This is a genomic window from Pseudomonas sp. RW407 (assembly GCF_003176655.1).
Classification (GTDB): Bacteria; Pseudomonadota; Gammaproteobacteria; order Pseudomonadales; family Pseudomonadaceae; genus Pseudomonas; species Pseudomonas delhiensis.
In genome coordinates this window covers 22,502-38,402 of the sequence record NZ_QGSL01000009.1, presented here as the reverse complement: position 1 = coordinate 38,402, position 15,901 = coordinate 22,502, and the positions used below count along the sequence as shown (strand labels likewise).

Below are 15,901 nucleotides of genomic sequence, written 5' to 3'. Positions count from 1 at the left end.
AACGAACGAAGGAACCCGCCCCTATGTGCCCGAGTGATACCCCGCAAGCCGCCCCGGCCGCCCGGCCCCGGAATCCGGCCATTGGCTGCGCCCGGCACTTCGTTTGCGCCGGCTGCGGCAAGGCCGCCAAGACGACCAAGGCGCGGCCGTCGAAGGTGCTGTGCTGGCGGTGCCGCGACAAGTTCGCCCGAGCCGCCCGCGAGCAGGAGGCCGCCGATGCGCTGGCCGCCCAGGCGCTGGAGAAGCCCGCCGCGTAGTGCCCGACTTCGCATAACGATGGATTACGTCAGATTGCCCCCTACAGCGACGGCCGATCCTGACACCAGAACCACGGATACCGGCGACCAGATGCCGGCCAGTCGGTAGACCAGGGCCAGGGGCTCTGGAGAAAGAGGAAAACGAAGCGGCACTCCCATATCCTGATTCCAAGATGGCATCACGCATGGAGAGAGCATGTCGCAGAACAAGGTCGAGACCGCCGAAGATATCCGTCATTACGAGGTAGAACAGGACGATGCCCATCGTTCGACCCAGTACGGCAGGCATTGCAAGCCTTGCCTCGTCGGTTCTCGATCAAGCTGAGAAGGGCATCCGCCGGGGGTTGCGTGAAGCGCACCGGCTGACACGTGTCCAGCTGGCACAAGCTAAGGGTGAGACCCTCGTCGATTACATGAAGCGCTGAGGATTCTCAGTGCCGCAAAAGACGCCTTAAAAACTAGACCCTCTCAAGTAGGTGGATCATGATCAATAAGATCGTACAGGTGCTCTGCTTTTCACTTATTGGTTTGTCTTCGCTTGCTATGGCTGGCGGGGAGCGCTTCTCCAGCCAAAGTGTTGGCGAGTTGATGTTTCCCGGTGATGCGTCGACGGCCAAATTCCGGAACTTCACAGACTGCAAGGAGGATGGCAGGAGCTACGTCTGCTACAGAACCGTGCCGACTTGGTTGTTCGCCGTTCCCGTGGTGAAAGCATGGGTTACGTTCACTGGGGCGGATAATTTCGCAGAAAAGCTGCCGGCTATGGAGGCTCCCTCCGTAGAGGGGCTCCCATTCGATGAGCTGAGCTATCGAGGTGTCTCCCTTACCATCTCCGACCCGGATCTGCTGCGGAAAGCGCTGAACAGAAATGGTTGGACGATGGGGGAGAATGGCGAAACCTCGGTGTATTTCCGCGAGGGGTTTGAGGTGAAGATCTGCGTGCAGGGCAGCTTGGTGAAACTGATACCTGCTACCGATGGTGAGATCAAGGAACAGTTCGCGATTTACGCAAAGCGCCTACACGAAAAGAGCATGGCTGAGCCGAAGCCCCAATCTTTCAGCGAATTCATGAAGCGCTGATCATTGTGTGTGCTCAACTCCCATATGTACGACTGCCTCAACGCGAAGGTCAGCAAGCGAGCCTTCTGCGGGAGCTGTGATAAGCCCGTCGCGAGTTGGGAAGAAGACGCGGATCATCCGCACTACACCAAGCAGCATTACCGCTGATAGGAAAACGAGCCATGACCTTCGGAATGCACTGTCCCCACGCCGAGGCAGCGATGCAGTTCCTGCGTTCAATCGGGCTAACAGTCCAGGTTGAGGAAGGGGCCTGTGGCTTCATCGAGCATGTCGCAGTATTAGAGGGAGGCCTTCTAGTCGATCCTCGGGCCGCTACGTCTGGACTGCTCCATGAGGCAGAAGACCGATGCCGGCATAGACATTGAATGGACGCCTACTGCCACTGGATCACAGATTTTGACCTGCGAGGCAGGAGGCGTATGGGATGAGCGGCTGCTTGTTGCCACCGCCCACCAGGATGAACCAGCCCCTCAAGTCCCGAGATAAGGAGCCGCAATGAAGACGCATGGAGCCATCCGACAGGCAGTGGAGGCCGACCTGCCTCTCATCCGTGAGTGGCTGAAGCACGAAGAGCGAGACGGATTTGGCTTCATCAATAACTGGCGCTTGATCCAGGAAGCGTGCGCCGAGCAGAAGATGACCGTGTTCGTCACTGATGAAGGCCCGGTAGGCTTCCTCACTCACGGCATTTCGCTCAGCACCATCCTACAGGTCAGAAGTAATTGTCAGCGAAAAGGGGTTGGCCGCGCCCTGGTAGCGCAGGCCATTACCGAAGAAGAAGCCAAGAACAATGCCGTGCTCATTCTTCAGTGCGCACCCGAAAGCTCCGTTGAATTCTGGCTATCGATGGGCTTTGAGGCGCACAGGGAAGGAAACTACAGCGACTCCATCTACATGCAGCGCCTTTCGAAGGCGGCGCACGCACACGTCCAGGGCAACGAGTTGATCCTCGTCACGGTCAACGTCTATCCCGAAGAGGTTCTGTACACCAAGGACTGCAAGCCTGACCGAGTGCATTACGTGATGGCCAAACCCGACCAAGAATCGCACACCCTCGCTTTGGCCCACCGCGTTTCAGTCGCTAGCGAAGGCGCGCTAGGCGACCAGGTTGTTGAGGTTCGCTGGGGCGGCATTGAAATCTACCAAGGCAAGGCCAAGCACAGAGGGGCGGCAGCTATCGGCTTCAAACCTACGCCTAACGGCTGCGGCTGGTATCTGGATAGAATCACCCTCATCTAAGTCGAGCGCGCTGCTCAATAGACGGATCACGGAAAACACGCCATGACCGAGCCTATTAAAGCCAAGCAGCTGACCGCCGCCGACAGTGCTGCCCTGGCAGAGCTGCCGGCGCCCGAGTGGTTCGACGTGGCGCACGCGCCGATAGCTCGACCGTCCTACCGCTGCGAGCGACTGGAGGCGGCTGGGTGCCGGCCGCGGATGTGACTCCAACGACGAGGAAGCAGCGCAGATCTTCGACGAGGCGCTGGCCAACTGGTAGCTGAGCCTGCCGTTACATGCCGGCGCTGTTTAGTTAGATTTTCTCCAGCTTCCAGAGGGGCTTTCGATAGCTGGACTTGCCCCTATCAAGCCGGACACCGACACCCCGTTAAGTTGATGCCTCAGCTAGGCGCCTGAACTCCCGAGGCGAGTGGTAGTTCAGTGCGCTGTGCGGATGTTCCTCGTTGTAATGCTCGAAGGTGATAGCGCAGGTTGCGCAGGGCCGTCGCTTGATCGGGCTTGGGCATGTGGCAGAGGTAGTCGCGCTTCATGGTCTTCACGAAGCTCTTCGCCATGCCGTTGCTCTGCGGCTACAAACCGGAGTTGTCAGAGGCAGCAGGCCGATCTGCCGGGCAAAGGCCCGGGTCTGTCCGGCGGTATAGGCCGAGCCGTTATCGCTCAGCCATTGCATGGGCGACGTTGGTATGCTGGTCGGTCTGGTCGTAAGCCAGAGCACTTTCGGTCAGGTGGGATCTGAGATTGCCACGCCGGTCTGGGTGTCAGTGCTCGGGGCACAGAAACTCTCGTTCCCAATAACGTGGTTCGGGGGTGTTGCGTTCTAGGTGTGTTTCCGAATAGCCTAAAAAGGTCTCGACGAAGGGCAGCTGGCGCAGCCCCGAGCAGGCCTCTAGGAGACGATGTATCTGCACCACCAGTTGTTCAACCTGAACCACATATCTGTACGCATCATTCCTACTTCTGAAGGATCGGCGCACGGGTCAGCCAGCAGCTCAAGTTTTCACCGCGCTTATCCGGCAGGTCGCAGCACATGTTCGTGCCTGGCCTGTAAATTTTTCAGGAGACAGCGAATGAAACGCATCCCCTTAGTACCCCAAGACGAACAGAAGCTCTCGGACATCCGCAAGGCTATGTTCACCCATCTGCCTGGAATCGTTCTGGGCGATCTCAACCCGCTCAATGAACTCCTGGCGAAGGTTTTCAGCTACGCCGACTATCACAATCTCCGCGCTGAGATGAAGGTTGGTGTTCTGCCCGACAAGTCGCTCTCGCGGTCGGAAATTCTCCTGGCAGTTGCGCGGGGTCTTGAGCAGGCCGTGGATGGTCTCAAGCTGCCGGCGGCCTTCCGCAAGGCGAAGGCCTCCAAGCTGCACTTGTTGAGAGTCGACCGGCTCACTCGTGAGTACCGTCAAGAGCAGGAACTGCGCGCATACCGCGACAGCAACCCGGGGTCCGAGAAGTCGATTCCGGATTCGATCTGGACGCGCAATCGCAATGCCCTGGATTACCGTGCAGCCTTGCGGACGCTCGGCGCCCCGGACTACAGCCTGACGATTGACAAGGCAGGCCGCGTGTTGGTGCATGAGCAACTGCTTGAACTCTACGGCGCCCTCGTCGAAGCGAAGGACTTCACCCCCCCGAACGGCGACATGGACCTGTTCATTCACGAGCAGATTCTCCCTGGCTCCTGGGCTCCGTTGCGTGAGTTGCTCGTCGAGGGTTTGGCAGTGCCCAACCACCGAGTGATTCCGCTGTACGACGACGCCGGTAAGTACATCGGCCGGGTTATCCAGCACGTTGTCCACGAGGGTGTGATTCCTCGATTGCTCTACACCGATGATGAGGTCGTAGAAGCTCAGGTGCTCCTGCTGACCGGTCGTGAAATCCACTCGGGGACGAGTCGTAATCGCGAGTTGCTCAGCATGTTCAATCCGCGTTTCGACAAGCCGGTCTTCACCATCCGCCCCGGTACTCAGTTCCTCAAGTCCGTGCCCACGCATGAAACGACGTACCAGGTTTCCGCTGGCGAGCTAGTCCTCTTGCCTGGTCTGAATGGGGGCATCATCGAGTACAGCACTGGGCGGAATCACTTCATGTACTGGACCGTTGATGGCGAGCGCGTGGTTTCCTCGGCACTCCTCGGTCGCTACTCGGAATTCGGCTACGGGTATGTGATGACGAAGCCCTGGCTCTCTAAGGCTGACCTCCCACTGCTGTACCCGAATTACATTCCCGAGGAGAAGTCGCAGGTCCGCATGACGGCCGATCCAAGCCTGGTGCTGCCCGCTGAGGTTGAACAGGTTCAGGCAGAGGCAGAGCGCGATCTGGCGAAGGCCGCCAGCCTCGCGAAGGTGCGCGTGGAAAGTGCGGCCTACAAGGGCGTTCTGATCTCGCGCTTAGAGAAGGTCTTCGATGCCGAGGTGGTAGAGCGGTTGGCAGGCGAGGCCTTCGACATGCGGTATCGCGCCGACCCGGACGGTGTCGTGGTGGCCCCGGAGTCGACCCAGGACGAACTGGATGCTCGTCGTCAGGATGAGGAGCCGCTGTATGCAGCGCATGTCCTGGAGCTGATCGACAAGTTCAGCGCTTTGGAGGCGTTCGGCCAGGCTTGCCTTCGACTTGCTTTGGTGAACCTCTACGGCAATCCGGATGACATCTTCGTTGACGAGCTGGAAGAGTTCGAGGTGCTGGCGCAGGTGGTCTGTATCTCGGCAAGCCCGACGCCGGAACAGGCACTCAGCATCCCCTTGAACATGGAGGCTGCATGGATTGCCGTGGACCGCTGGCTTGAAGGGAGCGTCGAGCACCAAGCACTGCCCTCGCTTGCCCAGGAAATCAGCGATTGCGAACGCCAGCTGTACGCCCAGGCCAAGCGCTTGAAGCAGGTGAAACTCAGCATCGAACTGGAGGAACGCCTCCGCAAAGAGGCTTACATGAAGGGCTACGCATTCGTTGACGGCCCCCTCGCCTAAGCTGTGAGGGTCGGTGACGGCCCGGTTTGAAATGTAAAGGCGGCTCACTAGAGCCGCCTTTTCACTCCGGGTAGGGATTACTCGTCCGACTCGTCGGCGAGGGTATCGAGCAGGGTTTCGATTTCGTCCTGAGCGTTCTGGAGTCCGGAGCGTGTAGTGTTTGCTCCATGGTGCGAGCATGGGCATTGTTCATTCTCCCGGTTGGTCGGATGTGGCTAGTGGTGCTGATGGACCTGTCGCACCGGGGCTTGCTCAGATCGACATGTTCGCGCCGGCGCCGCGACCTGGCAGCGAACGCCTAGTGTCTCGGGCAAACCTGCGTTGCATTACGTCAAACTGGTCGGCTGAACGACACCAAGCATCAGGGAAAACGACGATGACCAACGCCTACAAAGAAGAGCAGCAGCGCAAGCGCGAAGAAGCGCTGATGGAGAAGTGTCGGCAGCTGATCAGCGCGGGTAAACGCATCCAGGCCATCAAAGAATATCGCGCGGCCACGGGCTGCGGGCTCGAACCTGCTCAGCGTGCGCTGGGCCTCCGTTAACGAGGAAGACTATGAAGCGTGTGCCGGAAGGTCCAAGGCGTGTCTGTGTCGTACTAGGGGGCTTACTCGCGCTTGCGTGGCTTGTTTGGGTAGCGGCGGAGACAGAGGGTTTCAGCCATGTACAGGCCAAGGGATGGGCGCTTCTAGTTATTGTTTCACTCGCTGCCTTCTTCGCTCCGTTTCTCGTCTATCGCGTCATTGCATGGGTTAGAGAAGGCTTCAGCACCAATACGCAGTCCAGATAGGAAATCGCAGGAGAGACGCAGTGGCGCATTTTTGGGACGTGTGTCAGGGCAACAAATGGATAGCCGAGGTCACGGCCAATAGCCCTGGCGAAGCAGTGCAAGCGGTGGCATTGGAGAAGGGCCTGGAATCCACGGATGGAATGAGAGCGATCGAATTCGATCCAGACGTCAACGACCCGAATGTGCCTTACCGGCCCTTCGGCCACATCGATCTGGATGAAGAGTTCGAGACGGAAACCGAATTGGCATCGCACCGACGAAAACCCTTGCGAAGTTGGCCAACTGGGCGGCAAAGAAGCACACGCGCGGCGGCGTGGCGGTGATGAGACGCCCGGAGCAGGTCAGCGCGCTGCTTCAGCACGCGCCGATCAACGAGGTGTGGGGAGTCGGCCGGCGGCTATTCGAGCAGCTCGGCGGTATGGGGGTAGCCACTGCTGCACAGCTTGCCGAGCAGGACCCAAAAGCATTGCGGCGGATGTTCAGCGTGACGCTGGAGAAGACGCTACGGGAGCTGCGCGGGGAGGTCTGCTACGTCCTTGAGGATGGGCCGGCACCGAAGAAGATGATCGCGTGCAGTCGCAGCTTCAGCGAGCGGGTGACAGAGTTGGCGGCGTTGCGTGAAGCGGTGGCAAGCTATGCCGCGCGGGCTGCAGAGAAGCAGCGTGCTCAAGGCGAATATGCCTGCGCTCTGCAGGTTTTCATCCAGACTGGGCAGTTTAACGAGCGGGAGCGCCGATACGCTAATGTTGCCACCGTGCCGCTTCTGACGCCCAGCTCCGATACTCGCGATCTGGTGGCGACCGCTCTGGCTGGCCTCGATCGCATCTTCCGACCGAGCTTCCGCTACCTGAAGGCCGGGGTGGTGCTGATGGACCTGGTCGCGCCAGGCCTTGCACAGACCGACATGTTCGCGCCGGCGCCGCGGCCTGGTGGTGAACGACTGATGGCGGTGATGGACAGGATCAATGCGGAGTTTGGCTGCGGAACCGTACGACCAGCACGAGTGCCGCCAGCTCCTGGTTGGAGAATGAAGCAAGAGCTCAAATCCCCAGCCTATGTTTCGAGGTGGGATGAAATACCTTCTACAAATTGCTTATAATTTTGGTTTGACGGCCGATAAGGAAGTGGCAGTTGGATAGTTTTGAGAAGGGGGTTAGTGGGGCGGTAGTGGTTCTTGTGTCTGCTTATGCACTTTATCTTGTAACGAGCTTTGGGGCTACAGCAGGTGCCGGGTTAACAGTGGCGGACTATAAGAGCTGTTTGCAGTTAGCAGTTCAAATGCCCGGCTCAAAGGCGCAGGCGGAAGTTTTTTTGCTTGAATTAGAAAAGAGGCTAAATTTTGAAACTACAGCTGCAGACACTGTTCGAGTTGGTGCCTCAGTTGCAAGTGCTTTGAACGGGCACCTCCTCAATGAACCCAGTCTTTCTTCTGAAATGCGAAAATGTATAGGTGATCTGCAGCAGGAAATTAGAAGAGCGAAAGGATGAGCTCGATAGAGATGGCCACCCTAGGGTGGCCATTTTATGTATTAACTCCGAATCACGTCATTACGCGAAATCAGAATGGCGCCGGCCCCGGTTCAAAGCGATCCAGATTGGGCAGCGCTGGTTCCCCCTCAGCCTGCCAACTCAACACGTAGCTGGTCCACTGATCGCCTTCGGATTCACGGTTGGCTGCCACAAGTAGAGTCCAGCCGGCATCGATCAGAGAATTAGCCATGTCTATATTGCCAGTTTCAATCAACTTTTTAGTGTCTTCGATCGCCATCAGTGCAGCTCCTTTGTGAGAGTTGGTTGTCCGATACAATATGCTCCCTCGATCAGAGTGGGGGTAGTTTCTTTTCAGATTTCGGATCGCTGCGGAGCGCCATACACTGGCGCCACGTCCAGCACCTGCACGTCTATAATTTGTTGTCGATCATCAATCCGCACGCGCAATCCGTTGAGCTTATAAGTCGATGCTACAGCTTGCGCCACGCGTGCCGGTACGTCCGCCACACCTCTCAGAGGCTCATCCTCAATCTCTAACGCAATCTGCACAATCATCGCGACTCCTCCCTACCGGTGGCACCGGCGGTTGGGTGATGCCCTTCTATATGCTTGGAGTGGCTTACTTCGAATATTCTTTATGCCAACTCTAAGGCCTGCCGACTGTACGTAGTGAGGAAGTCGGTGCTAGAAGTATACCAAGTTCGTACGAGAGCTGACGCGCAGCCGATGCCGAGGTTTGGCGGTGAGCGGCTGATGGGGGTAATGAGCCCGATCAATGCCGAGTTCGGTCGTAGCACGTTGCACCCGGGCAGAGTGCCACCACCGACGGGCGGGAGCTTGCGGCAGGACATATGATCACCTGGCAAAGACTTCCTTTGGGTGGCAGAGGGTGGCTGTCTCACAGGCTTTGGGTAGAGGTTGGCGTGGGGTCTATGGTTAAAAATTTCCTGTGGATAGAGGGGTTGGGAGGGGCAACATGAATGTGCGTATTCGGAGTTTGAAGGGATATTACCGTGAAGTCGATGGCTCTTTGACTGAAGGGACTTTAGCTGTAGTCGACGTGCCGGGGGTAGGTGTTTGCTCAGAGGCTGAGATTCCACTTAGTGCGCGTCGAATAGGCGAGGGAGGGTTAGTGGCGTTGGATGAAAAAGTTATCGGGCTTGCATTCGTTCTGAGTGAAGCGGAATGCAAAATCGCAGGAATTCCTATCAACTAAATTCATAATAAAATTAAAGGCCACCCGGAGGTGGCCTTTAATTTATGCAGCGATTAGTTGTCTCGCCAGCGCCATCTCAACCGAATCTCCATCTTGGTTCAGCGAGTCGAGGCCTGACTCAGGAACGTCTCCCGACGTGCTCTGAGCCACGGCGATCTTCTTGGCCATCAGCTGCAGGCAGGTTATCTGCGAGCTGCCGGCGTAGCCGAAGAAGATAACGCGCACCGGATGTTTCTGCCCGATCCTCCACGACCGCCGCGCCGCCTGTTGCAGCGTGTACACGTTGTAGCCCGTCTGCAGGAACGCGATGGTCGGGAAGTCCAGGAGATCCAGTCCCGTCTTGACCAGCTCCGGGTTGGTGATCAGTACGTCGATGCCGCGGTCGACCTGGTCGAGGATCCAATCCTCGCGTCGTGCGGTATCCACCGAGGCCCTCAGCACAGCCACCTTCAGTCCTGCATGCTCGAGCACCTTCTTCAGCCTGGACGTGGTGTCGCGCGTCCCGCTGTAGACGGTGTAGGCAAGCACTTTGCGGCCCTTCGATTTCTCCTCGAGGCAGAGGTCCATCAGCGCCTGCTCCTTGGGCATCAACTGCTCCTCACCGAAAATCGCCGGAACGAAGGCCAGCGTTTCCCGAGTTCGAGGATGTTTGACCATCTCTGATCGGACGCAGCAGTCCGGCCAGGCCAGCAGCACATTGAGCACCACGCCAAGAAGGGTAGTGTCTCGCCTTGCCAGGGCCTGGCGGAGTTCCGCGGTCAATGTGGTTGCCAAGCGCTGGTAGGCCGAGGCCTGCTCCGGCGCCATGGGCACGTCGACGAACTCCTCCTGGTAGTCGGGCAGCACGCCACCGATGTCCTTGAGCTTCAGGAACACGGTAAACGGCAGTACGAAGCGGTGAATGCCCTTCGGGCCGAACCCGGGCGCCTTCACCGTGCGTACCGAGAGCTTCTTGCCCCTGGCCGTCTTGTGCGAGTCGCCGTCTCGCTCGGTGTAGATGTCCTTCAGCACACCGTGGTCGCGCATGAACGACATGGCTGCAGGAGCCATGCTGCCACGTGCGTTGGGCCGGTAGCCGTCCTCGATCATGCGCTGGGTGAGGATGCGGAAGAGGAGGTAGAACAGGTCGTCGGCGTAGCCGCCCATGAGCGTCCCGGTCAGCAGCACGGTCTTCCTGGCCTTGGCGGCGAGAACACCCATGGCCTGGCCCTGGGCCGAACCGCTATTTTTGTACTCATGCCCCTCGTCCACCACCAGCAAGTCGAAGTAGCCATCAGGCAGGTAGCGCTTGATGAACTCGGTGGGCTGGTAGCCGCCTTCGCCGAAGCCGAACTCGATGTTCGCCATCGACCTCTCCATGCGCTTGGCCTGGCGATCGCTGAAGATGAAGTTGCCCTTGGCGTCCATCAGATTGATGAACTCCGAGACGTTGTCCACCAGCATCGAGGCCAGGAAGTCCTCGCCGAAGTCGTTCAGTAGGCGCTCGGCCCTGACGGGGCCGATGGTAGGTATCCGGCACATCGACTTCAGGATTGTCGCGCGTCGACTGCCGCCGTCGGGCTTGCCTGGCCGTATCAGCGTCCATAGAGCACCGCTGCAGGAGGTACAGGTGCGTCGCCGGTCGCTGCGCTCGAACTCCTCCACCGTGACCAGGCTACCTTCCTGGTCCTCGAGGACCTGGCCGCAATCCGGGCACGCTGCAAGCAGTTGTCCGCCGGCGGCGCGCTTCTTCGAGCAGGCGAGCCGCCAGTGGAAGCCCATCCTCATCCGTACTCGGCCAAGGATGAAGAACTCCTGGCGGCCGTCGTAGGGCTGACCTATCTGGTCACGCAGCTTGAGCAGCTTGACCAGCGTATCAGGGCCGTTGAGTACCCAGACACGGGCGCCTGGGATGGTTTCCAGGATCTCGCGACGCCACTTGTAGACCAGGTGCGGCGGAGAGATGACCAGGGTACGGCGGTAGCCAGCCGCATACATGACTGCTGCGACAGCGATGGCCATCATGGTTTTCCCGGTGCCCATCTCGGCGTTGATGATCCCTGCTTGCTCGTTACGGTCCAGTAGTAGCGCAGCGATCGCCTGGACTACCTCGGCCTGGGCCGCGAAGGGCTTGCGCTTGAGTTGCTCCATCACCAGCTGGCGATGTGGGTTGTTGGCGCCGGCATAGACCGGTGGGTTGGAACAGTTGAGTGACTCCAGGAGCTCATCGCCGAACTCGTCGATGAAGTCGGTCAGGTTGATGTTCAGAGGGGAGCTGGCCGAGGTGGCCGGCTGGGGCAGTGCGTTCATGTGCATCTCCTGCAGGTGAAGTAATGCAGGGCATGCACGAGCCCCTGTGGGTATCGGCATACCCTGCAGGGTGGTGTGGAGTTCGTTGTTGTGTTGGCGAGGGGTCAGTAGTCGCTTGTCGCGGCGGAAGAGCTGATGGTCAGTACGCAGCCGTGGTTCGCCGAGGAGGGCGTCATTTCCCAAGCCCTAATGATCGGGATGAACCGGTCTGTTAGGACTCGCACCTCGGTGACGTTGCCGTCTTCGTCCTCGGTGAATTCAGTCTTGCGGACTTTATCCTTGTAGGTATCACCCTTCACGACCAGGACCCTGCCTGACTTCGAACGCACGACGCCGGAAATCGCGCCGGCAGCCAGGGCCAGAGCCAGGTGCCAGCGAGACAATTCCCTCACGGGAGGCCGGGGCTGTAGGCCCGCTTGCGCGAAGTACAGGTTGAAGTCTGGCCAGAGGCCTCGGAGGCGCTGGATCTCGCCGGCGAATTGCTCCGGCTCCAGTGTCATGCGATAGAAGTGTTCCAGCTCGCCGGTGGCCGGAAGAACCACGTAGGGCTCCCACGGCCAACTGGAAGGAATCACTTCGGCCAGTTCCTGGCCAGCACCGATTGCCTGCAGGTGAGATCTCACTTGGTTGACGTCTGCCCTGGCCAGATCCTGCCGGCGGGCCCGGATGCCGAAGATCACAACCTGCTTGAAGGTGGGATCCGCGGCGCCGTACACGCGCAGGGCGGTAAAGTGATTGCTCAGCCATCCGGCCAGTTCGTCGTCCAGCACGTAGTACGGGACGATCAGAACCATCACGCCGCCGTACTGCAGTAATGGTATGCAGCGCTGGTAGAAGGCCTTCTCCAGGCGCCGGCGACCGCTGCCCTGGTACTGGGATGCACCGGAATGGTCAGCGACCAAGTCACCATAGGGTGGGTTGAGCCAGAGCAAGCCGAATGACTGACGGCTGATCAGGGTGTCGAAGAGGTCGCTGTGCAGCACCCGGTCGAGAAGGTCACGAGCGTGGTCGGCGCGTTCGCGATCGTATTCGACGGCGAACGCTTGGACCTGGTCGCGGCCTAGGATGTGGGCTGCTTCTGCCAGGGCGACGCCCTCTCCAGCGCATGGGTCGCAGATCCTCATCCTGCCAGATGCAGCTGGAGCGAGAGCCTGCAGGGCGCGTTCGAGGGTGACTTCGTCGGTAGGGAAGTAGCCGTTGCGGGCGAAGTTGCGCGCCAGGCGCGGGAACATCAGGGCCATGGGGCCTCCTTGAGTCAGTAGGGATGGCTCAGGCTTGCGCCTGAGCATCGGTGGTGAGATGGCCTTCGCGAATCAGCTCACCGAGGGTGGGCTCGAGCACGTCGACCTGCAGGGCGAGGCGCCAGGCGCAGACGTCGCCGATCGCCCCGGGCAGGGCGGTCAGCATCTGGTTCTGGGCGAGGACCTCCATCACCGGCTCGCGCCAGTGCTGCAGGAGAGGGAGCGGACAGGTCTCCATCACCAGTGGCCACAGCCGCTGGTGCGGAGCCTCATCGCGCTGCAGGAGTGCGAAGGCGAAGTGATTGGCTCTGTCAGGCGCCGAGGCGCGCCGATCGAAAAGCCAGAGGTGCAGCAGGCTGCCGAACAACGTGCCGCGGAACTGTCGAGTGGTGCGCTTCTCCAGGAGATCCTGGTTGGGAAAGACAGGTAGGCGGCGGTCGCCCACAATGACGTGGAACTGGTCAATGCCGTTCTCTTCTCGCCCCAGCGTAAGCCTGGCAAGGAATTCCTGCAGGGCGGTGTCGCGGCCCCAGGCGGAGAGGAAGACCAGGTTGCGCTGCTCGTCGCATGCGCAGGCGTCGACATACAGGTCCGGGAGCTCCTCGATCTGGAAGAGTTGGGTTGGACTGGGCATAGCGATCCTCTGGAGGAGGGCTGCCCGCCCCAATGGGGCGGTGGAGCCCCTTGGGGTAGGTCCAGTGTGAAGTTGAGAACGTCAGCGGACGCTCTTTGTGGCGGGACAGAAGACGAGGCCGTCTGCCTCATGGAGAGGACCTTGGCCTGGGAGGAAAATCAGCTGCAGGTACTGCGAACGCAGTGCAACCGCGGCTTCTGCCTGCTCCAGGGTCAGGCCGAGTTCTTCAATGAAGAAATCGACCATCTCCTCGTCGGGGGAAACCTCGTTATTGGACAGTTGGTCCTCGATGTGGCTGAGGGTGGCCGGGGTCAGGTTGGCGAAAATCGGGTTCATGGTGTGCTCCTGGTGGTTACGAGGAGCCCCCTGAGGGAGCCCCTCAGGGTGAATGGTTGATGCTCAGGCCTGGTGATTCTGTCGAAGCTGTTCTCGCCAGGCTGGATTGACGCCGTAGGTGGGCGATTACGTCAAATCAGAGACTGACGCGATTGAGGCTGATGCAGCGATCCAGTCTCTGGATGAGCCGCAGGGTATATTCCTGAGCCGCTTTACCGGCGCCACTCCAGGGAGCGTCCCCGTCTGGGTCTGCAGGCGACTCCCCCTGCGCTACGCGGATGCGCAGCTTGGCGATGGCCTGGTCGACCTGAGACCGATCGTAGAGTGCGTTCGCGAAGAGATCCGCTAGGTTCTCCGCACCCACTTCGCGTAACGAACTGGACGCCTGCAGCAGCAGGTTGGAAAACTCAGGTAAGGCGTAGAGTGGATTCATGACGGTTTCCTATTCCAGACTTGGAGCTTGAAGTCCAGTGTGTATCCGAGTTCGCCCAGGCGTGCGCACTGCGCACGCAAGCGCTGCCGGTCAACGGTAGGGTCTAGTTTCACGGTGTCGGCCAAGGGCCAGACCGTGCCGAAGAGTTCTTCGTCTGGTGATTCGTCATTGTTCGGTACGGCCGGTAAGGCGGGCTTCATGCCGAACGGTTCGTTGGAGTCAACCGCAGGGGGCACCGATGTGGAAGTGGCTGTCCGCGACGGCCGCGCTCCCGGCGGTTTCACCGCGGGCGGCGCCGAACTCTCCTCCTCGAGGGGATCGAGCACGGTTGTCGATAGCTGCTCTTCGTCTTCGGCGCTGAGATTGGTCACATCGTCCAGGCTCATGCCGCCGAGCTCGGCTCGGATCTCGACGACCAGCCGTCCACCGTGGGTGTAGTAGGACGGGCGGATCTGCGTGATCGCAAAGTCGCCCTGGTATTTGCCCTCTGTGTACTGGTCCAGGCCGGGGTCCTTGATGACGAACTCACCTATGGAGGTCGCCAGTCGGCCCACGTTGAACGGGCCGTTGCGACCTGTGATGGTACGGATGGCCAACTGGCCAGCGATGCTGATCATGGTGTGTGCCTGCAGAAATGGAAGTCCCGCCGGCGGCGGGACAGTTGGTGGACGATGAGGCTATTCCTGGTCTGCCTCGGGAGAGGTTTCGTCCAGGAGCTCGACGAGCAGGTAGGGCGGCTCAGACTGGGGTCGGACGACCGTCAGCGAGAGAGAGATCCACACCCGCTCACGACCGGTAGGCAGTTTGTGAACTACGGCGAAGACGAACTTCTCCGCATCTGGTGCGAGCTTCAATTCGCACCAAGCCGCTTGCATCACACTGGCCAGGCGCAAGCTCATCTCTCCCACCCGGTTCGGGTTTTCAAGATAAACGGCTCTGAGCCAAGCGCTATTGCTCAGTACAACCGGGTATTTCAGGTACGCAGCAGTTTCCTGCGTCGTGGGGTTTGCCGGATCAGGCATGTAAGGTCTCCTGCAGGTGCGGGGAGGCCTCATCCGCGGGGAAGAGTCCCCGCGTGGGTGGTGGAAGATGCACTCCATCAACAAATGATGCGACCGCGCTACCGAGTGCTCGGCGGTCTTGGGGTGGGTTAGCGCATGCGCGCCGGAGCCTTAAACCCTGGCTCCCTTGGAGGCACTGTCAACGACAGCGAGCCAATCCGGAATTAGGGGCCTGGCGGGATTTCCGCAGGCCAGAGTGCTCAGAGATCGAAATTGGTAGGCCCTTGAGCGCGGGCGCTAATGGATCAAGTACTACGTAGCGGACAACTGTCTGGTCTTGCCATCTGGTAACACATCACCAGGTCATACTGCTGAAGAATTGGAGAGTCCGACGAATTACACCCATGCTCGAAATCGGCTTGAGCGAGGGCCTCGACCGCTGGTTGGAGTTCATGAAGCCAGATGCTGAGTCCCGCATCGCCGAATTCGTCAACGACGCCCTGGTCCAGTTTGTAATGGAAGTCGGAACGAGCCGCGAGCTCTGCTATGGCAAGCAATGCTGGCAGACGTTCGGGGTATGTGCGGTTCATTGGTGATACTCCATGGGGAGGGTCACCAGCCCCTGTCGGGTGGTGAGCCCAGTAGGGGGGAAGGAGGGCACCAAGCGGTGCCCGTAGTATTAAGCGGTCAGAACGGCTGCTTCGGCGCTCGGGCTGGAAAAGATCAACCAGGCCATGTCGCAGAAGTGGCTGCTGTTCAGCAGTTCTTCCTCGATGTCGGCCATGCTGACTTCTTCAACTTCAGGCAGAGCGGGCATTTCAACGGCTTGAGCGTTTTGCATGATGGTCTCCAAATGAATTTGGAGAACACCATGCCCCTAGGGGGAAATGGTGCCCCCCGGGTGGGTTCGCGATGATGATCAGCGC

General features: G+C 59.5%; 21 protein-coding genes and 2 pseudogenes. 12 read left to right on the top strand and 11 right to left on the bottom strand.

The features are described from left to right. From DK254_RS00775 to DK254_RS34065, 5 genes are all read left to right on the top strand, one after another. Positions 1–257: hypothetical protein (locus DK254_RS00775; protein ID WP_218281382.1), on the top strand; the 257-nt coding region annotated here is incomplete at its 5' end. Between the two features lie 196 nt (positions 258–453). Next, a complete protein-coding gene (locus tag DK254_RS34670; protein ID WP_256595770.1) occupies positions 454–582 on the top strand; it encodes a hypothetical protein in 129 nt (42 codons plus the stop codon). A 158-nt stretch (positions 583–740) separates the two neighbouring features. Further along, complete coding sequence (locus DK254_RS00770; protein ID WP_109931642.1) at positions 741–1,337, top strand: hypothetical protein; 597 nt, start codon at positions 741–743, stop codon at positions 1,335–1,337. Positions 1,338–1,832: 495 nt separating this feature from the next. After that, positions 1,833–2,576: a GNAT family N-acetyltransferase gene (locus tag DK254_RS00765; RefSeq protein WP_109931640.1), complete on the top strand. Its 744-nt coding sequence runs from the start codon at positions 1,833–1,835 to the stop codon at positions 2,574–2,576. A gap of 42 nt (positions 2,577–2,618) precedes the next feature. Beyond that, entirely contained in the window at positions 2,619–2,780 is a 162-nt protein-coding gene (locus DK254_RS34065; RefSeq protein WP_158546389.1) for a hypothetical protein, read from the top strand. A 163-nt stretch (positions 2,781–2,943) separates the two neighbouring features. Here DK254_RS34065 and DK254_RS34665 read toward each other — a convergent pair. Continuing rightward, positions 2,944–3,252 (bottom strand): annotated as a pseudogene (locus DK254_RS34665) (integrase core domain-containing protein); the annotation flags it as partial. A 391-nt stretch (positions 3,253–3,643) separates the two neighbouring features. Here DK254_RS34665 and DK254_RS00755 point away from each other — a divergent pair. From DK254_RS00755 to DK254_RS33670, 5 genes are all read left to right on the top strand, one after another. Then, positions 3,644–5,545 carry a hypothetical protein gene (locus DK254_RS00755; protein WP_109931638.1) on the top strand — a complete coding sequence of 634 codons (1,902 nt, stop codon included), beginning with the start codon at positions 3,644–3,646 and terminating at the stop codon, positions 5,543–5,545. Between the two features lie 376 nt (positions 5,546–5,921). Further along, entirely contained in the window at positions 5,922–6,089 is a 168-nt protein-coding gene (locus DK254_RS34265; protein ID WP_177412003.1) for a hypothetical protein, read from the top strand. Between the two features lie 265 nt (positions 6,090–6,354). Then, the gene (locus tag DK254_RS33675) at positions 6,355–6,657 is read left to right on the top strand and encodes a hypothetical protein (protein WP_146219543.1); all 303 of its coding nucleotides are present in this window, start codon (positions 6,355–6,357) and stop codon (positions 6,655–6,657) included. Continuing rightward, positions 6,657–7,433, top strand: a complete 777-nt coding sequence (locus DK254_RS00750) for a DUF4113 domain-containing protein (RefSeq protein WP_109931636.1) — start codon at positions 6,657–6,659, stop codon at positions 7,431–7,433. Before DK254_RS33675 ends, DK254_RS00750 begins: the two co-directional genes overlap by 1 nt. Positions 7,434–7,465: 32 nt before the next feature. Continuing rightward, complete coding sequence (locus DK254_RS33670; protein WP_146219542.1) at positions 7,466–7,822, top strand: hypothetical protein; 357 nt, start codon at positions 7,466–7,468, stop codon at positions 7,820–7,822. 70 nt (positions 7,823–7,892) lie between these two features. Here the strand turns inward: DK254_RS33670 and DK254_RS00745 are convergent, their stop codons facing one another. Together DK254_RS00745 and DK254_RS00740 are read right to left on the bottom strand one after the other, a co-directional pair. Beyond that, a complete protein-coding gene (locus DK254_RS00745) occupies positions 7,893–8,102 on the bottom strand; it encodes a hypothetical protein (RefSeq protein ID WP_109931634.1) in 210 nt (69 codons plus the stop codon). A 74-nt stretch (positions 8,103–8,176) separates the two neighbouring features. Beyond that, positions 8,177–8,380 carry a hypothetical protein gene (locus tag DK254_RS00740; RefSeq protein WP_109931632.1) on the bottom strand — a complete coding sequence of 68 codons (204 nt, stop codon included), beginning with the start codon at positions 8,378–8,380 and terminating at the stop codon, positions 8,177–8,179. Positions 8,381–8,801: 421 nt separating this feature from the next. Here DK254_RS00740 and DK254_RS33665 point away from each other — a divergent pair, with 421 nt between their 5' ends. Further along, a complete protein-coding gene (locus DK254_RS33665) occupies positions 8,802–9,041 on the top strand; it encodes a hypothetical protein (RefSeq protein ID WP_146219541.1) in 240 nt (79 codons plus the stop codon). Between the two features lie 42 nt (positions 9,042–9,083). Here the strand turns inward: DK254_RS33665 and DK254_RS00735 are convergent, their stop codons facing one another. The 7 genes and pseudogenes from DK254_RS00735 to DK254_RS00705 form a co-directional block, all read right to left on the bottom strand. Then, positions 9,084–11,330 carry a DEAD/DEAH box helicase gene (locus DK254_RS00735; RefSeq protein ID WP_109931630.1) on the bottom strand — a complete coding sequence of 749 codons (2,247 nt, stop codon included), beginning with the start codon at positions 11,328–11,330 and terminating at the stop codon, positions 9,084–9,086. A 113-nt stretch (positions 11,331–11,443) separates the two neighbouring features. Then, positions 11,444–12,571, bottom strand: a pseudogene (locus DK254_RS00730) (DUF6094 domain-containing protein); the annotation flags it as partial. A 28-nt stretch (positions 12,572–12,599) separates the two neighbouring features. Next, positions 12,600–13,205: a hypothetical protein gene (locus DK254_RS00725; RefSeq protein WP_109931628.1), complete on the bottom strand. Its 606-nt coding sequence runs from the start codon at positions 13,203–13,205 to the stop codon at positions 12,600–12,602. An 81-nt stretch (positions 13,206–13,286) separates the two neighbouring features. Continuing rightward, on the bottom strand, positions 13,287–13,541 hold the full coding sequence (locus tag DK254_RS00720; RefSeq protein WP_109931626.1) for a hypothetical protein: 255 nt from the start codon (positions 13,539–13,541) through the stop codon (positions 13,287–13,289). Between the two features lie 136 nt (positions 13,542–13,677). Further along, positions 13,678–13,974 (bottom strand): hypothetical protein, encoded by a 297-nt coding sequence (locus tag DK254_RS00715; RefSeq protein ID WP_109931624.1) that lies wholly within the window; start codon positions 13,972–13,974, stop codon positions 13,678–13,680. After that, the gene (locus DK254_RS00710; protein ID WP_109931622.1) at positions 13,971–14,591 is read right to left on the bottom strand and encodes a DUF3275 family protein; all 621 of its coding nucleotides are present in this window, start codon (positions 14,589–14,591) and stop codon (positions 13,971–13,973) included. The genes DK254_RS00715 and DK254_RS00710 overlap by 4 nt, the downstream gene beginning before the upstream one ends. 60 nt (positions 14,592–14,651) lie before the next feature. Further along, positions 14,652–14,996 (bottom strand): hypothetical protein, encoded by a 345-nt coding sequence (locus DK254_RS00705; RefSeq protein WP_109931620.1) that lies wholly within the window; start codon positions 14,994–14,996, stop codon positions 14,652–14,654. Between the two features lie 383 nt (positions 14,997–15,379). On the opposite strand from DK254_RS00705, the gene DK254_RS34060 reads away from it, so the two are divergent. Next, positions 15,380–15,571, top strand: a complete 192-nt coding sequence (locus DK254_RS34060) for a hypothetical protein (protein WP_158546388.1) — start codon at positions 15,380–15,382, stop codon at positions 15,569–15,571. Positions 15,572–15,654: 83 nt separating this feature from the next. On the opposite strand, the gene DK254_RS34260 is transcribed toward DK254_RS34060, so the two are convergent. Then, positions 15,655–15,816, bottom strand: a complete 162-nt coding sequence (locus tag DK254_RS34260) for a hypothetical protein (RefSeq protein WP_177412002.1) — start codon at positions 15,814–15,816, stop codon at positions 15,655–15,657. Positions 15,817–15,901: the final 85 nt, after the last annotated feature.